This is a genomic window from Mangrovivirga halotolerans, assembly GCF_026241165.1.
GTDB classification, from domain to species: domain Bacteria; phylum Bacteroidota; class Bacteroidia; order Cytophagales; family Cyclobacteriaceae; genus Mangrovivirga; species Mangrovivirga halotolerans.
This window is the reverse complement of record NZ_JAPFQN010000006.1, coordinates 338732-360501: the sequence shown is the minus strand read 5'-3', so window position 1 is coordinate 360501 and position 21770 is coordinate 338732. Positions and strand designations below refer to the sequence as shown.

24 protein-coding genes and 1 tRNA gene are annotated in these 21770 nt (G+C 37.1%); 14 read left to right on the top strand and 11 right to left on the bottom strand.

Annotated features, from left to right (window positions below; all coding sequences use genetic code 11):
- Positions 1-27: 27 nt before the first annotated feature.
- The 3 genes from bamG (at position 28) to lptC (ending at position 3266) form a co-directional block, all read left to right on the top strand.
- A complete protein-coding gene (gene bamG, locus OO013_RS12430; RefSeq protein WP_266057149.1) occupies positions 28-1314 on the top strand; it encodes a BamG family beta-barrel-assembly machinery protein in 1287 nt (428 codons plus the stop codon).
- Between the two features lie 12 nt (positions 1315-1326).
- Positions 1327-2631 (top strand): tetratricopeptide repeat protein, encoded by a 1305-nt coding sequence (locus OO013_RS12425; protein WP_266057147.1) that lies wholly within the window; start codon positions 1327-1329, stop codon positions 2629-2631.
- A gap of 86 nt (positions 2632-2717) precedes the next feature.
- Positions 2718-3266 carry an LPS export ABC transporter periplasmic protein LptC gene (gene lptC / locus OO013_RS12420; RefSeq protein ID WP_266057146.1) on the top strand — a complete coding sequence of 183 codons (549 nt, stop codon included), beginning with the start codon at positions 2718-2720 and terminating at the stop codon, positions 3264-3266.
- A 207-nt stretch (positions 3267-3473) separates the two neighbouring features.
- On the opposite strand, the gene OO013_RS12415 is transcribed toward lptC, so the two are convergent.
- The 4 genes from OO013_RS12415 to OO013_RS12400 all read right to left on the bottom strand — a co-directional run bounded on the left by OO013_RS12415 (position 3474) and on the right by OO013_RS12400 (position 7468).
- Positions 3474-4130 carry a phosphatidylserine decarboxylase family protein gene (locus OO013_RS12415; RefSeq protein ID WP_266057145.1) on the bottom strand — a complete coding sequence of 219 codons (657 nt, stop codon included), beginning with the start codon at positions 4128-4130 and terminating at the stop codon, positions 3474-3476.
- A 97-nt stretch (positions 4131-4227) separates the two neighbouring features.
- On the bottom strand, positions 4228-5502 hold the full coding sequence (locus OO013_RS12410; protein WP_266057144.1) for a Glu/Leu/Phe/Val family dehydrogenase: 1275 nt from the start codon (positions 5500-5502) through the stop codon (positions 4228-4230).
- Between the two features lie 82 nt (positions 5503-5584).
- Positions 5585-6415 carry a phosphatidate cytidylyltransferase gene (locus OO013_RS12405; RefSeq protein ID WP_266057143.1) on the bottom strand — a complete coding sequence of 277 codons (831 nt, stop codon included), beginning with the start codon at positions 6413-6415 and terminating at the stop codon, positions 5585-5587.
- A 93-nt stretch (positions 6416-6508) separates the two neighbouring features.
- Positions 6509-7468, bottom strand: a complete 960-nt coding sequence (locus OO013_RS12400; protein ID WP_266057142.1) for a CPBP family intramembrane glutamic endopeptidase — start codon at positions 7466-7468, stop codon at positions 6509-6511.
- 35 nt (positions 7469-7503) lie between these two features.
- Here OO013_RS12400 and dusB point away from each other — a divergent pair, with 35 nt between their 5' ends.
- Together dusB and OO013_RS12390 are read left to right on the top strand one after the other, a co-directional pair.
- Positions 7504-8499, top strand: a complete 996-nt coding sequence (dusB, locus tag OO013_RS12395) for a tRNA dihydrouridine synthase DusB (protein WP_266057141.1) — start codon at positions 7504-7506, stop codon at positions 8497-8499.
- A gap of 5 nt (positions 8500-8504) precedes the next feature.
- Entirely contained in the window at positions 8505-9401 is an 897-nt protein-coding gene (locus OO013_RS12390; RefSeq protein ID WP_266057140.1) for a DMT family transporter, read from the top strand.
- Here OO013_RS12390 and prmC read toward each other — a convergent pair.
- A complete protein-coding gene (prmC, locus tag OO013_RS12385) occupies positions 9398-10255 on the bottom strand; it encodes a peptide chain release factor N(5)-glutamine methyltransferase (RefSeq protein ID WP_266057138.1) in 858 nt (285 codons plus the stop codon). The genes OO013_RS12390 and prmC overlap by 4 nt on opposite strands.
- Before the next feature lie 37 nt (positions 10256-10292).
- Between prmC and ribD the strand changes: the two genes are divergently transcribed.
- Both ribD and OO013_RS12375 read left to right on the top strand, forming a co-directional pair.
- Entirely contained in the window at positions 10293-11330 is a 1038-nt protein-coding gene (gene ribD / locus OO013_RS12380; RefSeq protein ID WP_266057137.1) for a bifunctional diaminohydroxyphosphoribosylaminopyrimidine deaminase/5-amino-6-(5-phosphoribosylamino)uracil reductase RibD, read from the top strand.
- A 6-nt stretch (positions 11331-11336) separates the two neighbouring features.
- A complete protein-coding gene (locus OO013_RS12375) occupies positions 11337-11819 on the top strand; it encodes a free L-methionine (R)-S-oxide reductase MsrC (protein WP_266057136.1) in 483 nt (160 codons plus the stop codon).
- On the opposite strand, the gene OO013_RS12370 is transcribed toward OO013_RS12375, so the two are convergent.
- Positions 11816-12562, bottom strand: coding sequence for a hypothetical protein (locus OO013_RS12370; RefSeq protein WP_266057135.1), 747 nt, complete (start codon positions 12560-12562; stop codon positions 11816-11818). The genes OO013_RS12375 and OO013_RS12370 overlap by 4 nt on opposite strands.
- Positions 12559-14358: an ABC transporter ATP-binding protein gene (locus tag OO013_RS12365; protein WP_266057134.1), complete on the bottom strand. Its 1800-nt coding sequence runs from the start codon at positions 14356-14358 to the stop codon at positions 12559-12561. Before OO013_RS12365 ends, OO013_RS12370 begins: the two co-directional genes overlap by 4 nt.
- Positions 14359-14548: 190 nt before the next feature.
- Between OO013_RS12365 and OO013_RS12360 the strand changes: the two genes are divergently transcribed.
- From OO013_RS12360 to coaE, 7 genes are read left to right on the top strand one after another with little or no spacing between them, the layout of a single operon-like run.
- Entirely contained in the window at positions 14549-15670 is a 1122-nt protein-coding gene (locus tag OO013_RS12360) for a Glu/Leu/Phe/Val family dehydrogenase (protein WP_305067228.1), read from the top strand.
- Positions 15671-15717: 47 nt separating this feature from the next.
- The gene (nusB, locus tag OO013_RS12355) at positions 15718-16857 is read left to right on the top strand and encodes a transcription antitermination factor NusB (protein WP_266057132.1); all 1140 of its coding nucleotides are present in this window, start codon (positions 15718-15720) and stop codon (positions 16855-16857) included.
- Between the two features lie 7 nt (positions 16858-16864).
- Positions 16865-17155, top strand: coding sequence for a YtxH domain-containing protein (locus OO013_RS12350; protein WP_266057130.1), 291 nt, complete (start codon positions 16865-16867; stop codon positions 17153-17155).
- Between the two features lie 12 nt (positions 17156-17167).
- Complete coding sequence (locus tag OO013_RS12345; RefSeq protein WP_266057128.1) at positions 17168-17701, top strand: DUF1573 domain-containing protein; 534 nt, start codon at positions 17168-17170, stop codon at positions 17699-17701.
- A gap of 24 nt (positions 17702-17725) precedes the next feature.
- Positions 17726-18052 (top strand): preprotein translocase subunit YajC, encoded by a 327-nt coding sequence (gene yajC / locus OO013_RS12340; RefSeq protein WP_266057126.1) that lies wholly within the window; start codon positions 17726-17728, stop codon positions 18050-18052.
- Positions 18053-18057: 5 nt separating this feature from the next.
- Positions 18058-19017 carry a YbbR-like domain-containing protein gene (locus OO013_RS12335; protein WP_266057124.1) on the top strand — a complete coding sequence of 320 codons (960 nt, stop codon included), beginning with the start codon at positions 18058-18060 and terminating at the stop codon, positions 19015-19017.
- Positions 19004-19612, top strand: a complete 609-nt coding sequence (gene coaE, locus OO013_RS12330) for a dephospho-CoA kinase (protein WP_266057122.1) — start codon at positions 19004-19006, stop codon at positions 19610-19612. The genes OO013_RS12335 and coaE overlap by 14 nt, the downstream gene beginning before the upstream one ends.
- Here the strand turns inward: coaE and OO013_RS12325 are convergent.
- The 4 genes from OO013_RS12325 to OO013_RS12310 form a co-directional block, all read right to left on the bottom strand.
- Positions 19585-19815: a hypothetical protein gene (locus OO013_RS12325; RefSeq protein ID WP_266057121.1), complete on the bottom strand. Its 231-nt coding sequence runs from the start codon at positions 19813-19815 to the stop codon at positions 19585-19587. The two genes, coaE and OO013_RS12325, sit on opposite strands and share 28 nt — an antisense overlap.
- A gap of 17 nt (positions 19816-19832) precedes the next feature.
- Positions 19833-20189 carry a hypothetical protein gene (locus tag OO013_RS12320; protein WP_266057120.1) on the bottom strand — a complete coding sequence of 119 codons (357 nt, stop codon included), beginning with the start codon at positions 20187-20189 and terminating at the stop codon, positions 19833-19835.
- 93 nt (positions 20190-20282) lie between these two features.
- A tRNA-His gene (locus tag OO013_RS12315) sits at positions 20283-20358 on the bottom strand.
- 65 nt (positions 20359-20423) lie between these two features.
- Positions 20424-21764 (bottom strand): dihydroorotase, encoded by a 1341-nt coding sequence (locus tag OO013_RS12310; protein ID WP_266057118.1) that lies wholly within the window; start codon positions 21762-21764, stop codon positions 20424-20426.
- Between the last annotated feature and the right edge of the window lie 6 nt (positions 21765-21770).

Genomic DNA, 21770 nt, shown 5'->3' with positions numbered 1-21770 from the left:
CCTAAATTTAAAAGAGGTAAGGATTTCATGAAGTTATTTTTCAACAGATTTACTATAGCACTACTCTTTGCAATTGGCTTTAATCAAAGCAATTTTGCACAGACAATGAATTCACCCTATACATCTTATGGAGTTGGTGAAGTTTTAGATAATTCACTTAGCCATAATCAATCTATGGGTGGGGTCGGAATTGGTTTGCCTAGTTTTATACATTTAAATAATGTAAATCCCGCTTGGCTGCCATTCAATAAATTATCCACTTTTGAAGCTGCTCTTTCCGGAGAGAGGAGGACAATAGAATCTTCTGAGGGTACCACAACCCCAATAAATGGTTCGGTAAGATATTTAACATTCGGAGTTCCATTAAAATTAAATTTCTGGAATTTATCTGTAGGGCTAAGTCCTTATAGCGTAGTTAATTATGATTTTCTCGCAACAGGAGATGTTTCAAATGAACCAGGAGTTAATTTAAACAGGCTTTCTGAAGGTGAAGGTGGAATTGGAAAAGCTTTTCTTGCCCAGGGCTTTCAATACAAGGATATATATTTTGGATTCCGGTTTAATTATTATTTCGGATCAACCACCCGTTCGACCGGTCAATATGTCGGAGATGAGAATACATTGATATCCCGATATATTATAGAGGTTTCAGACAGGAGAAATATATCAGACTTTAATTTTGACTTTGGGTTGGGATACAATTACAAAGTAAATAAAAACTCATTTCTAAATGCAGGGGTTATTTATCGCCCTGAATCAAAAATGAGTACAAATTATCTTTCTACTTTTAGAAGGCAGACCTTAACAGGAACTACAATTGATGCAGATACTATTTTTGATGGAAGCGGAGATCAAATTATGCCCCAGCAAATCGGATTTGGATTAGGATATCGCAAACTTAAATCTGGTTATAATCATTGGTCGGTAGGATTTGATGCTGTTTTTGACCAGTGGAGCGCCTATAATAATAATGAGGGTCAGGAAAATTTAAGAAATAGTAGTAAATTTGCTATTGGAGCTTCTTATACTCCAGATGCTGCCAATGTAGAAAGTTATCTAAAAAGAATTACTTATCGATTAGGGACCTTTTACAAACAGACGCCGTATAACCTTAATAATCAAGGGCTTGATGAGTTTGGCATGAATCTTGGATTACATTTGCCAGTGAAGAACGCTTCAGTGATAAATATAGTTCTTGGTTATGGAAGTCGGGGAAGCCTTAGTAATAACGTATTAAAAGAACAATATTTTTCAATAACTATAGGAGCAACATTCAATGGTAAACGGTGGGAGAGATCACCGTGGTATAATTAAACTGTATGCATTATGAGAAAGAATGTTTTATTTCTGGTCATGACTTTGATAAGTGCAGTAACTTTCGCTCAGGAAGTTGACTGTAATGAGTGGAACTGGCCGCAGAACAAACAACAAGCGCTAGAAAAGAATGCGCTTTATTCAGACTACTTACGAGCTGACGATTACAAAAATGCGAAAGCACCATTATTCTGGTTGCTAAACAACGTACCTAGCTTACACTATTCTATTTATGCAAATGGTGTAAAATTGTATGATAATCTGGTAAGTAATCCTGATGATCCATCAAAAGTGGAAGTTTATAAGGATTCAGTTATGCTACTTTACGACAAGCGAATGGAGCTTTGTGGTAAAACAGCAGACCTTATGAATAGAAAAATGTATGATGCTTATAACTATTATAAAAATGAGCAGGATAAGTACGATTTTTTATTCAAAGGATATCAGGATCTTTATTCTTTTGCAGGAAATGAAATTTATAATGCCAACCTGACATTCTACATGGATGCAACCAGAAGGTATTATTTAACTCATAAGGATGAAATGACACCTGAAGAAGTTATCGCTGTTTTTGACGATATCCAAAGTGTTATTGATGCTAAAAAAGAGGCTGGTGAAGATATGACTAAGCCTGAAGAATATGTTTTCAAACTATTTGTAGCAACTATCGATATAGATTGTGACATGATTGAAAACACTTTTGGAGCGAAATTCAGGGAGAATCCAGATAATATCGAGCTTGCAGAGAACATTTTCAAATTAGGTTATAAATTCGATTGTTTCGATTCTGATCTGGTAGCTGACGCAGCAAAAGCAATCATGAAGGAAAACCCTCAGCCAGGTCTTGCTAATCTATTAGGTTCAAGATGCCTTCAGAAAGGTGATTATGAGTGTGCTGAAGATTATTTCAAGCAGGCTTTAGAAATGACAGATGATAACCTTAGAAAAGGGGAAACCTATTTGAAGCTTGCAAGAATGAATGCGAGAAAAGGTGCAAAATCAACTGCGAGAGGTTATGCTATGGACGCAGTATCTGCTGATGCAAGCCTTGCTTCTGAAGCATATACTTTCATCGGTGATCTTTATTATGGTAGCTATGAAAGCTGTAAGCAGGGTAAGTCAAGAGTATATGACCGTCTTGTGTTCTTAGCAGCATATGAGATGTATCAAAAAGCTGGTAATAGAAGTGGAATGGCTAAAGCTAAGGAACAGTTTCCTTCTAAAGAAGAATTGTTCGTAGAAGGTAAGAAAGTAGGTGGATCAATGCAGGTAAATTGCTGGATTGGTAAGTCTGTGACCCTTAGAACCAGAGATTAATAAAATCTAAAATATATAAAAGCGATCTGTGAACTCCACAGATCGCTTTTTTATTTTAATTCATTTGTATCGCTTAAATTTGCAAGATGAAAGATGACCTGTTTAAATATTTTTTACCAATAATTTTGTTGCTTGTCATTGCTTCATGTGATGATATGGAAGAAAAAAGTAATAAGCTTAAGCAGCAATACAGTGGTCCTCAGGCTGAAATAGATAGCATGTATACTGTTTATTCTGATTCCGGGAGGATTGTTTTCACCATCAGAGCAAGCAAACAAGTGGATTATTTTAATGGTGATCGCGATTTCCCGGGCCCATTATTTATAGAATTTTACGATGATGAATCTAAAGGGGAGGTAACTTCAACCCTTTCCGCAAATAAGGGGAAATTTAGTAATGAAAGTAAGCTTTATACCGTTAGTGGGGACGTTGTTGTTACTAATATTGAAAAAGAAGAACAGTTAAAGACTGAAGAATTAAACTGGCTTCCGGGAAGTGATTCGATCTACACAGATAAGTTTGTAACCATTAAAACCGCATCGGAATTACTATACGGAGAAGGATTATCCAGTAATCAGAACTTTACTAAATATAGAATATTACGACCTACCGGCGAATTTGATTATAATGAATAAGGAAAAAGAAAACCGCGAAAATAGAGACAACAAATCCAGTGATACATTGGCATCCATACTAATGTTTTTAGCTATTGGAATGTTCCTGATTGGGCTTTTTGAAGCGTTTACTACAGGTTTTATTGGTAGTTACTGGCTGTTTATGGTATCCTTCGGATTAATATTATGGAGTCGTTACAGACGGAAAAAGACGGAACGCTGATGTAATTATACTTCAGCGATTATAGTTCGTCCTCCTTTTGTTTTTTCTCCTATATTAACTTTTATTTCAGCGTCTAAAGGCAGGTAAATATCTACTCTGGATCCAAATTTGATAAATCCGAATTCTTCACCCTGGTCAACTTTATCACCTTCTTTAACATACCATTTTATTCTTCGTGCCATAGCCCCGGCCACTTGCCTGAAAACAACTTCAAGTCCAGTATCCATTTTAACTGCAATTGTTGTTCTTTCGTTTTCAAGACTTGACTTAGGATGCCATGCTACAAGATATTTTCCGGGATGATATTTAAAATAACTGATTATTCCCGAAACAGGATTTCTGTTAACATGCACGTTAACAGGAGACATGAAAATTGATATTTGCTTTCTTTTATCTTTTAAATATTCTTCTTCGATTGTTTCCTCAATTACAACTACTTTGCCATCTGCAGGTGCAATTATATGTTTAGGATTAGTGTTAACATTAAATTTTGGATTCCTGAAAAACTGCAGTACCAATAAAAAAATTATCACTGATGCAGAAATGGATAGTGGTAAGGCATATTCTGATTCACCTGCGAAATAATAGACAAGTAAGTTGATGCCTATTAAAATTAATAGCATTGCTATCAATAAAACTCTTCCTTCTTTATGAATGGTCATCTGATGTTGGTTAAACTTTGTACAAAAATAATCGAATAGTTCTAAGCAAAAAAAAAGTGCGGACAAAACCGCACTTTTTTATTATAAATTTTATCGATTAAAAACCTCCGCGATACTTATAAGTCTTGGCAACTTTATCGATAGCCAGAATATAAGCAGCAATCCTTAACGGAACATTATATTCTTTAGAAGTCTTGTACACTCTGTCAAAAGCATCTTTCATAATTCTGTCTGACCTGCGGTTGACTCTTTCAGCAGTCCACTTATATCCCAATCGGTTTTGTACCCACTCAAAATAAGAGACTGTCACTCCACCTGCATTAGCAAGAATGTCAGGAGCCACCATGATGCCTTTTTCGTTGATAATTGCATCAGCTTTAGCAGAAGTAGGGCCATTTGCGCCTTCAACTATTAATTTTGCTTTTACTTTTTCAACATTCTGAACTGTAATAACATCTTCCTTTGCTGCAGGTACCAGAACATCCACGTCAAGATATAAAATGTCATCTCCCGGAATGTGATCTGCATTTTTATAACCTTCGAGCGTTCCGTTGTTCATATTACGGTATTCGATGCATTCATCGATGTCTAAGCCGTTCTTGTTGACGTAAGCTCCTGAAAGGTCACTCACGGCAATTACCTTAACTCCTCTTTCAGTTAATAGTTTAGCAGCCCATGAACCAACATTTCCAAAGCCCTGGATAGCACAAGTAGCTTGGGAAGGAATTAATCCTATTTTACCCATTGCTGAAAGTGCAGACACCATTACTCCACGTCCTGTAGCTTCAGTTCTTCCCAAAGAACCACCTAAAACAAGAGGTTTTCCGGTTACGACCGCATTTACTGTCATACCCTGGATTTTAGAGTACTCATCCATTAACCAGGCCATTTCTCTTGGGCCTGTCCCCATATCCGGAGCAGGAATGTCCCTGTCCGGACCAAATATCTCAGCCATCTGGGCAGTGAATGCGCGGGTCAATCGTTCGATCTCTCCTGCAGACATTGATCTCGGGTCACATTTGATACCACCTTTAGCTCCGCCGTAAGGAATATCCACTACGGCACACTTCCATGTCATCCATGCAGCCAAAGCCTTGACCTCATCGATGGTGACATCCATATCATACCTTATACCACCTTTGGACGGACCAAGTATATTCGAATGAACAACCCTGTGTCCTTCAAATACCTTGATGGATCCATCATCCATGGTGATTGGTAAGGAAACCGTAACCTGTTTTGCCGGTGACTTTAATACGTTGTAAACTTCTTCGTCTAGTCCCAGTGCATCTGCCGCTATATTAAATCGCGACATCATCGACTCAAAAGGATTTTCCTTGTCCTTAATTGGAGCCGGTTCGATGTATCCCATAGGAAAAAAAATTATTGTTTTGCAATCGTTTTAAATGACTATGCGACAAAATTACTCTTTTTTTTATATTTCCTAACTGCTTTTAAATTATTCTTAAAAAAGCAGCGATAAAAGGGGCTGAAAGTAACAATCCGTCAAACCTGTCAAGGAAGCCTCCATGTCCGGGAAGTATTGTTCCGGAATCTTTAATCTCCATGCTCCTTTTTAATAAGGACTCGATCAAATCTCCGTAAGTACCTGCAATAACTACTATTGCGGACATTACAAGCCATTCCCAATGGCGAAGGTCGGTGAAGTATTCACCTAAAACAAAAGCCACAATTAAAGTGGTCAATGTTCCACCGATACTTCCCTCCCAGGATTTTTTTGGAGATACCCTTTCGAATAATTTTGTCTTTCCAAATTTTGTTCCTGCAAAATACGCTCCGGAGTCATTTGCCCAATGCATAATTAAAATTCCTAATATGATCTGCCAGCTATAATTGCCGTCTCTGATCACACCCAAGTTTAATAATGCAAAAGGTAGTCCTACATAAAGAACTCCAAGAAACGTAAATGCTATATTAGTGAACGGTTTTTTTTCTCCTTTTTTATAAAGCTTTATAAAAAATATCATACTTCCTAATGGCACAACCATAAAAAAGATGGTTGAGGATACGATATTCATACCTACAAGAAAGCTGGAAGTAAATAAAAATAACCCGATAAAAGTTCCAAACGATTTTAATGGAAGATATCCATCAAGCCCTACGAGCTTATAAAATTCCAGCATGGAAAACATGCATATAAAGAAAAATATAAGAAAAAAAGTGTAGGGTGAATAGATTATTGCCGCTATCAATCCAATCCCACCGATTAAAGCAACAATCACTCGCTGAGTCAGGTTGCTATATTTATTTAGAATTTGGGTCATGTTTAAAGTTTAATAATTATTATCGATGGTACTGTTGACAGATTTCGGTATATATCCACCAAAATACATAGTGAAATATGAGTCTGCAATCTATTATTCAGTTTTTGATAAGTAAAATCTTTCCCTGAAATATTTAAGCAGAGCTGCAAGAATTACAAAAGACACTATAATAGCTACCCATGGAGCTGATTTGGATTCAGCAATATTTGAATCTGTAATTTCCTGTTGATATAAGTATACCATTATTAAAGTAAAGCCATTATTTACCAGATGAGCAACCACCGGAACCCATAATGTTCCACTCCAATAGTATAGATATCCGAATAAAAGGCCAAGCAAAAAACGAGGGAAAAAGCCGTAAAATTGTAAGTGAATTGCTGAAAATATAAAAGCAGCAAGAAAAATCCCCACATGTGGATTTCCAAAAATTCTGCTTAATTGATTTTGCATTAATCCTCTGAAGACAATTTCTTCACCAATTGCGGCCAGCACAGCTATAACTATGAAAGCGAGCAAAAATTCATTAAAGGAATCGAAAGTTGTCAAAAGTGTTGTCATATCTGCCAACTCATTTTCTTTTTGTCTTGCCCAGTTTTCAAATCCTTCAAGGAATGCAGGGAAATCTACATTTTGATTCCATTCGATTATTATGGAATCAACGATCATAAACACAATCACAATTACTCCTGATAGCAATAGCGCCAGGGGCAGGTTTATATCATGTTTCCAGTAAGATCTAAGTTTTTTCTTTTCAAAAAACCGGATAAAAAACCATGGAGCGATCACAAAAGCTCCTAAGGCTGCTCCAGCCTGAATAAGCATTAGAATGGTTTTAGGTGTGTCGCTGAGATCACCTGCTATTATACCTTCCATTATAGATTGTGTATCTATATTGGCTATAATTGAATAAAATCCAACCAGGATAATTCCTATAATAGGACCTATTAGCAGCATTCCTCCTATGACAAAACAAAGCAATGTAAAAAAATCAAAAAAGTACTTCAGTGGAGAAATAACCTTATTGTCAGTATTTTCGTTTTCCAGATAATTCATAATCGCGTAAATTTACGGCAAAAATTTAAAATACCTTGATAAAGATCGGATCATTGGAATTAGAGGGGTTTCCGTTATTATTAGCCCCGATGGAAGACGTAAGTGACCCTCCATTTCGTGCAGTTTGCAAAGAAAATGGCGCGGATATCATGTATACAGAATTTATATCTTCTGAAGGATTAATTCGGGATGCTGCAAAAAGTGTCGAAAAACTGGATATATATGATTACGAAAGGCCAATCGGAATTCAAATATTCGGAGATAAGATAGAATCGATGAGAGAAGCTGCAGCTATTGCTGAGGAAGCTGATCCTGATATCATTGATATAAATTATGGCTGTCCTGTAAAAAAAGTAGCTTGTAAAGGTGCTGGAGCTGGGATATTACTGGATCTTCCCAAAATGCAGTCAATGACTGAAGAAATCGTTAAGAGGGTAAATAAACCAGTAACCGTCAAAACTCGCCTGGGATGGGATGAAAATTCGATTAAGATCGTTGAGGTGGCAAAACGCCTACAGGATGTAGGAATTCAGGCCCTTTCCATTCATGGACGTACAAGAAAGCAAATGTACAAAGGGGTGGCTGACTGGTCGCATATCGCAGAAGTTAAAAACCATCCGGACATCCATATACCAATATTTGGAAATGGCGATATTGATTCCCCTCAAAAAGCACTGGAATATAAAAATAAATACGGTGTGGATGGTATTATGATTGGCCGTGCCGCTATCGGTTATCCATGGATATTCAATGAAATAAAGCACTATCTGAAAACAGGTGAACTCCTTGATCCTCCTTCACTTGAGGAACGGGTCAATATCACTAAAAAGCACCTTGAATTTTCTCTTGAATGGAAAGGTGATAAAAAGGGTCTTTTTGAAATGAGAAGGCACTACACTAACTATTTTAGAGGAATCCCTAATTTTAAACCTTTCCGACAATTACTTGTTGAATCAAACGATCCACAGGAAGTTTTTAATACTCTTGACAGAATAGCTGAGGAATTTGCAGGAGCAGTTCCGGTAGTTTAATTTTTATGAAGGAAGATCAGTTACCAACCGGGCCTCTGCCCTGGGTTTTGCTTTTAGTATTAACATTGATCTGGGGTAGTTCGTTTATTCTGATCAAGAAAGCGTTATTGGGTTTTAATGCTCCTCAGGTAGGTGCATTACGGGTAATTTCTGCAGGGGTGGTATTGATTCCTGTAGCAATTTATCATCTGAGGAAAATTAAGCCAAAGGATTATTTACCATTGTTCATTCCGGGTTTCTCAGGAACTTTATTGCCTGCTTTCTTTTTTGCTATTGCTCAAACAAGGCTTTCCAGTGGAGTAACCGGAGTGTTAAATGCATTAACACCGATGTTCACTCTTTTAATCGGGGTGTTATTCTGGAAGAAAAAAGCAATGCGGTCACAATTGCTCGGTCTTTTTATTGGCTTTATAGGAAGTGCTTTTTTAATTATTGCCGGGGAGTCTGGCTCGATCTCTTTAAATTCCTATGCATTTTTTGTTATGGCAGCTACATTTTGTTATGGTATCAACCTTAATTTTATTAAAGTAAGATTGTATCATTTACATCCGGTAGCCATCACATCGGTTTCATTAGTTTTTGTTCTTCCCATAGCATTAATTTATTTTTTCTCCGAGGAGGGTGTTGTTGATTATATCATTGGCAATGAACAAGCTCAGTGGTCATTGTTAGCCGTTTCAGTTTTGGGAATTGTTGGTACAGCCATCGCCTTAATGATCTTTAATACACTGGTTCAACTAACTTCCCCTGTGTTTACTTCAACGGTCACCTATTTTATACCCATTGTAGCTATAATTTGGGGAATATGGGATGGAGAAAATTTGTATTTAATGCATTACATCGGGATGGTTGGAATTCTTGCTGGCGTTTATCTGGTAAATAAAAAGCCCAAAATAATTTAAGGTTTTCTGGCAGATACAATCCTGTCTTTTCCGTGAATATCCTGTACAACCTTAACCAGGTTGAACCCCTTATTAAATAGCATTGATTCAACTTCATTGCCCAGCGCCTCATTAATCTCAAAATATAAAAATCCATTTGGTTTAAGCATGTCCAACGCGTGATCAGCTATATTTTTATAAAAGACCAAAGGATCATCATCTGAAACAAACAAAGCTTCCTCAGGCTCATATTCCAATACATTTGGTTTCATCTCCTCCTTTTCCGATTCACGGATATAGGGTGGATTAGAAACAATTATGTCTAATTGCGGAAGTTCGATTTTGTCTTGTAATATGTCTGCCACCATAAAGCCAACATCAGCTTTATTGATCATGCCGTTCATCAATGCCAGTCGAATAATATCTTCACTGTAATCTATACCATAGACTTCTGCCTCTTCTAACTCCAAAGCCAAAGTAATTGGTATACAGCCTGTTCCGGTTCCAAAATCAGCAATCAATAAGTTCTTTTTTTTACGGTGCTCCTTGATTATAAGATCGACTAATTCTTCTGTTTCGCCTCGGGGAATCAAAACTCTCGGATCAACCTTGAAGGTGCGGCCATAAAACCAGGCACGTTCAAATATATACTGAACAGGTTCTTGCTGTTGTACCCGGTGATAAATTTTTTTAAGACGAGTTTGTTTCTCAGCACTAAGGTCAACCTCTTTACCCATCATCACATCAATTCGCTCAAGGCCAAAAAGATATTCCAGGATGAAAAAGGCATATGATTGAGCTTCCTGAATATCTATAAATTCGGATAGCTTTTTATTTATCTGATCGTATAATTCCTTTGAACTTGTTATTGCCATTGTTCAAAAATACGTCAATTAGTTATACTTTTACAGTATGAGTTTGCCAGAGGATAAAAAATATATGCAAAGGGCTATTCAGTTAGCAGAGTATGGAAGGGGATATGTAAGTCCTAATCCATTAGTGGGTTGTGTGCTGGTAAAGAATGGGGAGATTATCGGAGAGGGCTGGCATAGAAAGTATGGTGAAAATCACGCCGAAGTTAATGCTATTGAATCCGTTACCGATAAATCACAGATTCCAGGATGTACCGCGTATGTCACGCTAGAGCCTTGCGCCCATTTTGGTAACACCCCTCCTTGTGCAAACAGATTGGTTGAAGAAAAAGTAAAGAAAGTAATTATCGGTCATCGTGACCCGAACCCTAAGGTTAATGGAGGGGGAATAAAAATTTTAAAAGAGGCAGGTATTGAAGTTGAAGTAGGAGTTCTCGAAGAAGAATGTCAGTATCAAAATCGTGTCTTTTTGACTAATATGGAACTCGATCGGCCTTTTATAGTTCTCAAATGGGCTCAAACGAGCGATGGATTTGTAGCAAGAGAAAATTTTGATTCCAAATGGATTAGTAATACACTTTCCAGGCAGCAAGTTCATAAACTAAGATCCGAGATTGATGCTATCCTGGTTGGTTATAATACTGTTTATTATGATAACCCGGAGTTGACAACCCGAGACTGGCCAGGAAATAATCCGGTCAGGGTAGTTCTGGATCCCAGGAATGAATTGAAAGACAAGCGCCTTAAAATCTTTAATAAAAAGGCCAACACCATAATATTTAATTCCTCCGAAAACCTTGTTGACGGTAATATTCACAAGATTAAATTAGAAGATTTTGACCCTTCCTTTGTATTGGAAAGATTATTTGAAGCAGGAATTAGATCTGTTCTTGTTGAGGGAGGAAGTATTACTTTGGGAAGATGGATCAATACCGGAGAATGGGATGAGGCCCATGTATATATATCTCCTGTAACATTTGAGAATGGGATTCCGGCTCCCATTATTGCCGGGCAGGGAAAACTTCAAAAAGAGAAACAAATTGAAAATGATATCGTTCAATTTTGGATAAACAATTGATCAATTATGGCAGAAACACTTTTAATTCCGGATCAGGCAACAAAAGAGGATATTTATCAATCTATAAAACCCCAGATTCAGGCCTTGATCAGTGGCGAAACTGATAGAGTAGCCAACCAGGCCAACGTAGCAGCAGCTTTAAAAGAAGCGTTTGATTTTTTCTGGGTGGGATTTTACATGGTAAAAGATGATGAGTTAGTATTGGGTCCGTTTCAGGGACCAATTGCCTGTACAAGAATAAAAAAAGGTAAAGGGGTTTGTGGAACGGCATGGGATCAGGCGGAGACTATGTTGGTGCCTGATGTGGATGCTTTTCCTGGACATATTGCCTGCAGCAGTGCTTCTAAATCTGAAATTGTCGTACCTGTTATAACTGACGGAAAGGTAAAAGGTGTTTTGGATATTGATAGCAAAGAACTCAATGACTTTGATGAAACTGACAAGAAGCATCTTGAGGAACTAATGCAGCTGATTGCAAATGATCTTTAATCGACGGTTAAAGAAACTTCATCAACTCCGGTATTATTATTTCTTGGATCAAAAAGGCTGTAGTAAATATTATAAAAGCCTTTTTGGTCAGGTTTCCAATTGCCGATAAAAGTATTTTTTTCCTTACCAGGCTCCATATCTACCTTTTTAAGAAGTTCCCCATTCTTATAAATCAAGGCAGTTCCCTTCATTTTGTTTGCATTCCAGAATCCTCCTGGTGTAATTGGGCAGCCACAAAGCATTACAGAATGCATTTTTAAAGTGTAGGAACCATCTTCATTTTTCACAGGATCTTTAGCTGTAATTGCAAAACCATCAATTTCTAAAATCAACCCTTCTTCAGATAAATCCTGATCAGGGATAATCCAATATTCCTCTGTTGCAGTAATCCTGTTTTCAGGTTCTAAAGAAAGAGGGCCATTGACAGAAACTGTTATTTTTTGAGGATGAGTCAGGGTTAACTGCGTAGTGAAGTCGGCGCTTTCAGGTGTGGCTTTTTGCTGATATCGACCTATTGAATCTGCAATAATTTTTGATGTATTACCTGTTCCTCCTTCAATTGTTCCACTAGCCATAACTTCACCGTTAGAGCTGTTTTTAATTACTACATTCATTCCACCCATGCCTGTGCCAATGAATTTGGCATCCTTAGCAAGAACCCTGATCGTAACAGTGGTTGGTGTCTGAGCAAAACAAAAGACAGTGATTAAAAATAATAATATAAGTAGTGCTGGTTTCTTCATATTTCCTGAGTTTGGCCAGAGTCTTCTGAAGTTAACTGTTTTTCATATAATTCGAAATAGGGACCCCTATTATTCATTAGTTCTTCATGAGTGCCTTTTTCAACAATCTCCCCTTCATCCAGTACAATAATATGGTCAGCAAGTTTGGCAGAAGATACCCTGTGAGAAATGATTACTGAAGTTTTTCCCTTCATAATTTCCTGTAAACTATTGAGAATAGCATTTTCAGTCTTAGTATCAACTGCAGAAAGAGAATCATCTAAAATCAAAATTTTAGGGTTTCTTACAATTGCTCGTGCAAGAGAAACTCGTTGTTTTTGTCCGCCACTCAATGTGATTCCTCTTTCACCTAAAACTGTTTCAAATTGATTTGGGAAGTCGATGATGTTATAATAAACGTCTGCGTCTTTTGCCGCCTGATGAATTTGTTCGTCCGTGAGATTTTGAGTTCCAAAAGCGATATTGTTTTTAATAGAGTCACTGAAAAGAAAAACATCCTGAGGAACATATCCCAAAGAACTTCTTAATCTCTCAACTTTTATATCTCTGATAGGAATATCATCTATCCGAACTTGTCCTTCATTGGCGTCATACATTCGGCTAATTAAGTTTGCTAGGGTAGATTTACCCGAACCGGTAGTCCCGATTACAGCTAATGATTTACCTTTGTCAATCTCAAAGGAAACATCTTTTAAAGCAGTAATACCTGAGTCAGGATATTTAAAAGTCACATTTTCAAATGTTATCTTTCCTTTTAATTCCTTGTCAATATTTTTCTCAGAGATGATTTCATTTTTAGTATTCAGGAATTCATTTATTCTTCCCTGGGAAGCTTCAGCACGTTGAATAATACTAGTAATCCAGCCAAGTGAAGTTACTGGCCAGGTTAGCATGTTTACATAAATAATGAACTCTGCAATATTACCAACTGTGATATTTCCCAGGATCACCTCGTTACCACCGATATATACTGTCAGGATCACACTAAGTCCGATCAGTCCCATTATCAGGGGAAGAAATAGCGCATTTACAAAGACCAGTCTAAGATTTTTGTGTTTATAATTGTTGCTTTCCTTAGTGAAGTTTTTGGCAGAATCTTCTTCCCGGACAAAAGATTTGATTACTCTTATTCCTGAAAAAGCTTCCTGAACGAAAGTACTCAAGCCGGATAATGACCGTTGAATCTCCTCAGATCTTTTATTGATAATATTGTTGACGTAATAAATACTGATCGATAAAATGGGAAGAGGTATTAAAGCATATAATGTAAGTTTTGGGTTAATTGAGATCATATAAGGAATAACCATCAGAAATAATGTCACCAGGTTTAGCCCATACATTATGGCTGGCCCAAGATACATTCTTACACGACTGACATCTTCAGAAATTCTGGCCATCAGGTCACCGGTATTGTTTTTTCTGTAAAAACCCAGCGGTAATTCCTGGTAGTGATTGTAAATCTCATTTTTCAGATCAAACTCAATATAGCGAGACATCACAATAATAGTTTGCCTGACAAGGAATAGAAAGATTCCCCGGCCAACAGCCATTAGTATTATAAGAATTACAAACCAGGCTATATGACCAAATATCTGATCGAGTAAATTATCCTGGAGAGCCGTCCCTTCCATTAGATGGTAAGGTTTGAGTGTACCAGTAACGTAATCTATTGCATGCCTGACGATTGGAGCAGGAGCAATAACAAAAATGTTACTAATAATAACGAACAGCAATCCGAGCAGGATCAGATGTTTGTACTTATAAAGATATTTATTGAGGTGTTTAAGTTCTTTCACAATAAGTAAAACGCTTGAATTTACATTATGTTCCAAATTCAAAGTTAAGATAAGGGAAGTTTTTCAGGCCACATGTCAGGAAAAAATACAAACCAATCAGTTAATAGCAGGTCATTTCATATAAATCGAGTATTTTTGCAATATTTTGTAATTAAAAACAGTAAACAACAACTTATTAATACCCAAAGTAATGCAAGAATTAAAAGATTTAGATCAGGCTCAGGCAGTTGCTGGTTCGGATGGAGCGGCGATATTTAGCCAGATGACCGAAATGGAGCACGAGCAGGTTGTCTTTTGTTATGACGAGCCAACAGGTTTAAAAGCAATTATCGGTGTTCATAATACAGTTTTGGGTCCTGCCCTTGGAGGAACCAGAATGTGGAATTATGCCAGTGATAGTGAAGCTCTTACTGATGTTTTGAGACTCTCAAGGGGAATGACTTTTAAAAATGCACTTGCGGGATTGAATATTGGTGGAGGAAAAGCAGTGATCATTGGTGATCCAAAGAAGCTTAAGAATGAAGCGTTTTTGAGAAGGTTTGGTCGTTTTGTAGAAAGTCTTAACGGGAAGTATGTCACTGCTGAAGATGTAAGCATGAATACTTCTGATATGGTTCACATCGGAGTGGAAACAAAGCATGTGACCGGATTGCCTGAATACATGGGCGGTATGGGAGATCCATCACCTGTAACAGCTTACGGAACTTATGTAGGAATGAAAGCTGCAGCGAAAAGGGTTTACGGGAAAGATAACCTGGATGGTAAAAAAGTGCTTGTTCAAGGTGTAGGTAATGTAGGTGAATACCTGGTAAATCATCTGACAAAAGAAAATGCCAAGGTCTTTATCTCAGATATCAACCAGGATAAACTGGATCATGTAAATAAGGAGTATGGTGCTGAGATTGTAGATCCAAAAGATGTTTATTCATTTGATATGGATATTTATGCACCTTGTGCACTTGGTGCCACTTTGAATGATGATACTATTCCTCAGTTAAAATGCCAGATCGTTGCCGGAGCTGCTAATAATCAGCTTAAAGATGAGAAAAAGCATGGAGCTGAACTAATTAACCGGGGTATCGTATATGCTCCAGACTTCCTGATAAATGCAGGAGGAGTGATCAATGTATACATGGAATATGCTAAGAAAGGCCATTCGAAAATGGCATACGAGCAATCAGATAAGATCTATGATACATTACTTGAAGCCCTGGACAGAGCTGAAAAAGAAAATATCACTCCACAAGAAGCAGCGATGAAAATGGCTGTAGATAGGATTGAGAGAATTGGAAAGGTAAAACTTTCGTACTAATATAGAATCGAGTAAGAAATTTAATAATACGTTCTTTAATTACTGATATGATCAATAGACGAATTCTTCGGATAAAAGCAATGCAAAGCATATTCGCATTTCTTCAAAGTAAGAATGCAAATAAAGAGTTGGCAAGAAATCTGGTACACGATGCTTTTCTTCCGGACCTCAACGCGAATGAGGTTCAGGATAAGGAAGAACTCAAGGAAAAGAGGAAAAAGGCATTATCCAGATTTGATCACCTCTTTGAAAATGGCGAAGAATTCGTCTATGATTCATCCTTTGAAGAAAAAATAAATACCGAAGTCGAAAAAGCATTAATTGAATATGATGCTCAAAATAAGAAGGATCGAGCGCACTTGAAGCGCCGGATGGTAATTGAAGCGGAAGAGATTTATAACCATTATTTGCTTGCGCTTAAATTATTAACAGATCTTTCTGACCCTTCGTTTAACAGGTATTTAAAAAATGGAAAAGATGACAACTTTATACAAAATGATGTCATTGGCCTACTAAGAAATTCTGACAGTTTTGAGAATGCTTTATTAAGAAAAAAGATTAACACTTCAGAAATGAGACCTGAGGTAGAATCGTGGTTCAAAAACTTGATTAAGGATTCTGAGGAATATAAAAAGTATTCTACAGGTGAAAGTGATTTTGAAACTGACAAAATCTTTGCACAATACCTGGTAAAAAATATTATATTTAAAAATCAGGCAGTGATGGATTTCTTCGAACAAGAAGATATTCATTGGGCAGAGGATAAAAATATTGTTAAAAGTCTGGCCTTAAAAACCATTAAAGAATCTGACGAAGATTCTGTGGAATTGAGAGAATTATCTTATAATTGGGAAGACGATAAAATTTTTTTCGAGGACACCTATGATTATTTGCTCGACAATGAGGAAGAATATGAAGAGATCATCTCGGAAAAGACAAAGAACTGGGATGTAGAAAGGCTGGCAACAACAGATAAAATAATTTTGATGCTGGCAGTTTCGGAAATGATTAATTTTCCAAACATTCCGGTAAAGGTTACAATAAATGAATTTATAGAAATTTCAAAAAAGTACAGTACCCCTAAAAGCCGACAGTTTGTTAATGGAGTATTGGATGTTATAGCCAATGATCTTAAAACTGCCGGAAAGATTAAAAAGAGCGGAAGGGGACTTTTAGACAATAAATAGTAATACCATGAAATCAAACAATTTATTAGCTTTTTTAACCGGTATGGCTTCCGGTGCTCTTATAGGAATTTTATTCGCCCCGGATAAAGGCAGTAACACCAGAGACAGGGTGACTTACCAGCTTGACAGATACAAACAGATATTAGAAGAGCTGATAGATGACCTTGTAGAAGGAAAAGTGGAACATGCCAACCAGGCAAAAACGGATGGGGAAAAAGTAGTTTCAGATGCTAAGAATAAAGCAGAACAACTGCTTGACGATGTTGATGAATTATTAGGACAATTGAAGAAAAAATAAAATAAGAGAAAAATGAAAAAGATTAGCTTATTTGCTTTGGTAGCTTTCGTATTAGCGAGCTGTACAAATGAAAAATTAGAGAAAAGAGTTGAGGACCTGGAAAACAGGGTCGCTCAGCTAGAGCAAAATGGTGCGATTAGTACACCAGTTTCAAATCCTGTGCCTACTGCTAAGGCAAAAACCCCGGAATTAGATCCAAATGCTCCGTTGCCGGAATTTGATTTTAATGACAAAATCTATGATTTTGGAGATATTACAGAGGGAGATGTTGTAGAGCACGTTTTCAAATTTAAGAATACAGGTGATTCTGAGCTTGTAATTGGTAATGTTCAGGCTTCTTGCGGTTGTACAACTCCAAAGTGGACAAAAGAGCCTGTGCCAGTTGGCGGAGAAGGAGAAATTCACGTGAGATTTGATAGTAAAAACAAAGTGGGCACACAAAACAAGTCGGTTACAATTACCGCAAACACTAACCCTGCGAGAACGGTTCTTTATATTAAAGGAAATGTTGCTAAGGGTGATGGTAAGAGTTCTATCTTAAAATAAACTTATAAATTAACTGATTAATTAATGCTTGATTTAATTTTATTACAGGCTGCTGATGGAAGTGGCTATTCGCAGATAATATTTTTTGTTGCGATCATAGTTATATTTTACTTCTTTATGATCCGTCCACAGCAGAAAAAGCAAAAGGAGACTAAAAAATTTATCAGTGAATTAAAAAAAGGAGATAAAGTAGTTACTATCGGAGGACTTCACGGAAAGATCTTTGATCTGCCAAGCGATGATATTGTAGTTGTAGAGGTGGAACGAGGATTTAAATTGACTTTCGAGCGATCTGCTATCTCACTTGAGAACTCAAAAAGGCTTAATGAAGGCACAAAAAAAGATAAATAAACCGAATGAATGACTTCTTTCGAAGTATTAAAAGTTTTTTAAAAACTATATCAAGAAGTAACACTAAAGTAATGGCGCTCTGTATTTTGGGCGCCACTACTTTTTGGTTTTTTAATGCCTTAAATAAAGCAGACTATGAAGCAACAGTAAATTACCCTGTTGAATTAAAGTTTAAAAATGATAGTACAGTCGTAGTAGGCGAATTGCCAGACAATATCTCCCTTCAAGTAAACGGAGGAGGATGGGATCTTTTAAGGACTACCCTTGGGATAAATAAAGAACCTATCCAAATTCCTATTCAGAATCCGACAGAACAGAAATTTATCCTGACAAGTTCGGTCCGGGATATCATTGCAGATGAATTTTCTAATCTAAGAATTTTACGAATTATCACCGATACACTGGCCTTTGATATTCAGAATTTCAAGGAAAAGAGTGTGTATCTTGATCTTGATTCAACTGAAATTCAGTTTAAGCCTTTGTTTTATTTTGGGGATAGTATTTTATTAAATACGCGATACCTTAAATATTCAGGTCCTGAAAGTATGGTTGATAGTATTCCAGATACTATACAGCTATCATTGAGTTATGAAGAACCACTTGATGAAGACTATGAGGAAGCAATAGAACCACCTTATACATCTGATCTGGTTCTGGCATCTCCCGAGGAGATCAATGTTGCTGTGAGAGTAAAAAAGGCTAACCAAATCCAAAAAATGGTACCTTTCCAGCTTGAGAATTTCCCGGAAGAATTCTCACCATCGAAAGAAAAGATCGCAGTAACCTATTATTTTTTGAAAGATCGAACAGGTATGGATAGCAGTGATATTGTGGTTGAATTAAATTATGACAGCCTGACATCCGATTCAACTATTATTCCTCGAATAGTCGAATATCCTCAAATGATGAAGATCCTTTCTTATGATTCCAGTGAAATAGAAATTGTTAAAAATGAAAAGCCCTAAGCTTATTGGAGTAACCGGCGGAATTGGTGCAGGAAAAAGCACGGTTTGTAAGATTTTTTCAGCACTTAGTGTGCCGGTGTATGATGCTGATTCAAGGGCAAAGGCTTTGCTACATACAGACTCTGAACTCAAAAAAAAGATAATTGAAGCTTTTGGTGAAGAGTCTTATAATGATGATGGCACTCCAAACAGGGCTTATCTTGCCGGTCAGGTCTTTTCCGATGAGGAAAAAACTAAAGTGATTAATTCACTTGTACATCCTGCTGTTGGCAAAGACTTTCAAAAATGGGTGGATCAAAATAATAACCATGATTATCTTATAAAAGAAGCTGCATTATTGTTTGAAGCAGGAAGTTATAAGTCACTTGATTTTGTAATTCATGTCAGCGTACCTAAAAATGACAGATTGAATCGCGTATTAATTCGCGATCCTGAAAGATCTAAAGAGCAGGTTCTTGATATAATGGACAGGCAATGGGGTGAAGGGAAGAAAAAGAAACTGGCAGACCTGGTGGTTTTTAACGACAATAAGCAAAGTGTATTGCAACCCATAATTAAGTTGCACGATCAACTGACACGAGGTAAAGAGATTTGATCGGTATAAAATTTCATTCGCTTTACTTTAAAATCAAGGGGGATGATTTGATCTATCCGGTCAGTTTTGGGATTGTAAAATACCTCTACAAAAGAATTACTCAGGAGATATAAATTCACCTTATGTTTATAGTATCGAATTGAGACAATAAACTCCCCTTCAAGATACAGGCATTTGATCTTTTCATCTCTTGGAAGTTGCATAAAAGTGTTCAGGCTAATCATACCACACCAATCATTTTCAGCACATTTATATCAAACCATAAGTATAAAAAGATACAATATATTGCTGAAAAACCGACGGTTATTGCCAAGAATATTCCGAAGAATTTACTTTTAAAAACTTTTTTAGTGTTGCGGATATATGATTTTGAAAATTTTTCAGCTAAGTGCTTAATAAAATGATATGCCGGATAATAAATCAGTACCATGGCAGCCATGATTATAAGCGTTGAAAGATAGGGGCTGTTAAAGTCTTTAAAGCCATGAATAGCTTTTTTAAGTATTTCAGCACATAAAACGGCAAGTAAAATAGTGAAAATGATCGCTGAATATTTTGAGATCTTTCTTGTTAGCATAGAAAATTCTGGTAGATGGAAAAAATCAAAACCTGAATTTAAATAAGGGAGATGGTAAAACAAAAAAAGCCCTCAGAATCTGAGAGCTTTTTCGGGTGAAAGACCGGATTCGAACCGGCGGCCTCCAGTGCCACAAACTGGCGCTCTAACCAACTGAGCTACAATCACCGTCTAATTGGGCAGCAAATTTAGAAAAGGTAGAATAAACTGCAAAGATTAATTGATTAAATTTTATCAATCAACTGTAAATTCCATCCTCATCCCCATCTTATCATCAATAACCGTCTCATTATCATATACTTTGTTTCCAGAAACAAAAGTATGAGTTACTTTGCTGTTAAAGGTATGTCCTTCAAAAGGTGACCATTTACATTTATAAAGGAGAGATTCTTTTGTAACTGGAGTGCTTCCTTCCAGATCAACTAAGGTCAGATCGGCGTAATAACCCTCCCTGATATAACCCCTTTCTTTGATTCTAAATAATCGCGCAGGACTGTGAGCCATTTTCTCGGCAATATGCTCCAGTGTTATTTTCCCCTCTTTATGCTTGTCGACCATAGCTACAAGAGAATGTTGAATTAATGGTCCGCCACTCGGAGCCTTCATATATGGATTGTCCTTTTCTTCAAGAGTATGTGGGGCGTGATCTGTAGCGATTACATCGATGGTGTTATTGTTAACAGCTTCCCAGATAGCTTCTCTGTCCGAAGCCTTTTTTACTGCAGGGTTCCACTTGATAAGTGTCCCTTTTTCCTCATAGTCCTCATCAGAAAACCACAGATGGTGTATACAAGCCTCTGCAGTGATTTTTTTCTCCTCCAGAGGCAGTTTGTTTGAAAACAACTCAAGTTCCTTAGCGGTGCTTATATGGAGTACGTGTAGCCTGGCTCCATGCTTTCTGGCAAGACCAACTGCAAATGAAGATGATTTATAACAAGCCTCTTCTGAACGAATAGTCGGATGGTATTTTATTGGAATATCATCACCATATTTTTCAACGTATTTCGCTGTGTTTGCTCTAACTGTTTCTTCATCTTCACAATGGGTCGCAATAAGCATATTTGTGGAACCAAAAATTGATTCCAGTGTCTGCTGGTTATCAACAAGCATATTTCCAGTACTTGAACCCATAAAGATTTTTACTCCGCATACTTTAGTGGGATCAGTTTTTAACACCTCGTCAAGGTTGTCGTTACTCGCTCCCATAAAGAAAGAATAATTTGCTGGCGAGTTTTTGGCAGCAATTGCATATTTATCTGCTAAAAGTTCCTGAGTAAGTGCCTGTGGAACGGTGTTGGGCATTTCCATAAAAGAAGTAACCCCTCCGGCGACTGCAGCGCGGGATTCAGTTGCAATATTTGCTTTATGAGTCAGGCCTGGTTCACGAAAATGAACCTGGTCATCAATAACTCCCGGGAACAGATATTTTCCTTCAGCATCGATTACTTCATCCGCCTGATCGGCACTTATGGATGAGGATATTTTTTCGATACGGCCACCCTTAATAAGGACATCACCGTTAAATATCCTGCCTTCATTGACTATATTTGCATTGGAAATCAAATAACTGCGCATCTTTTA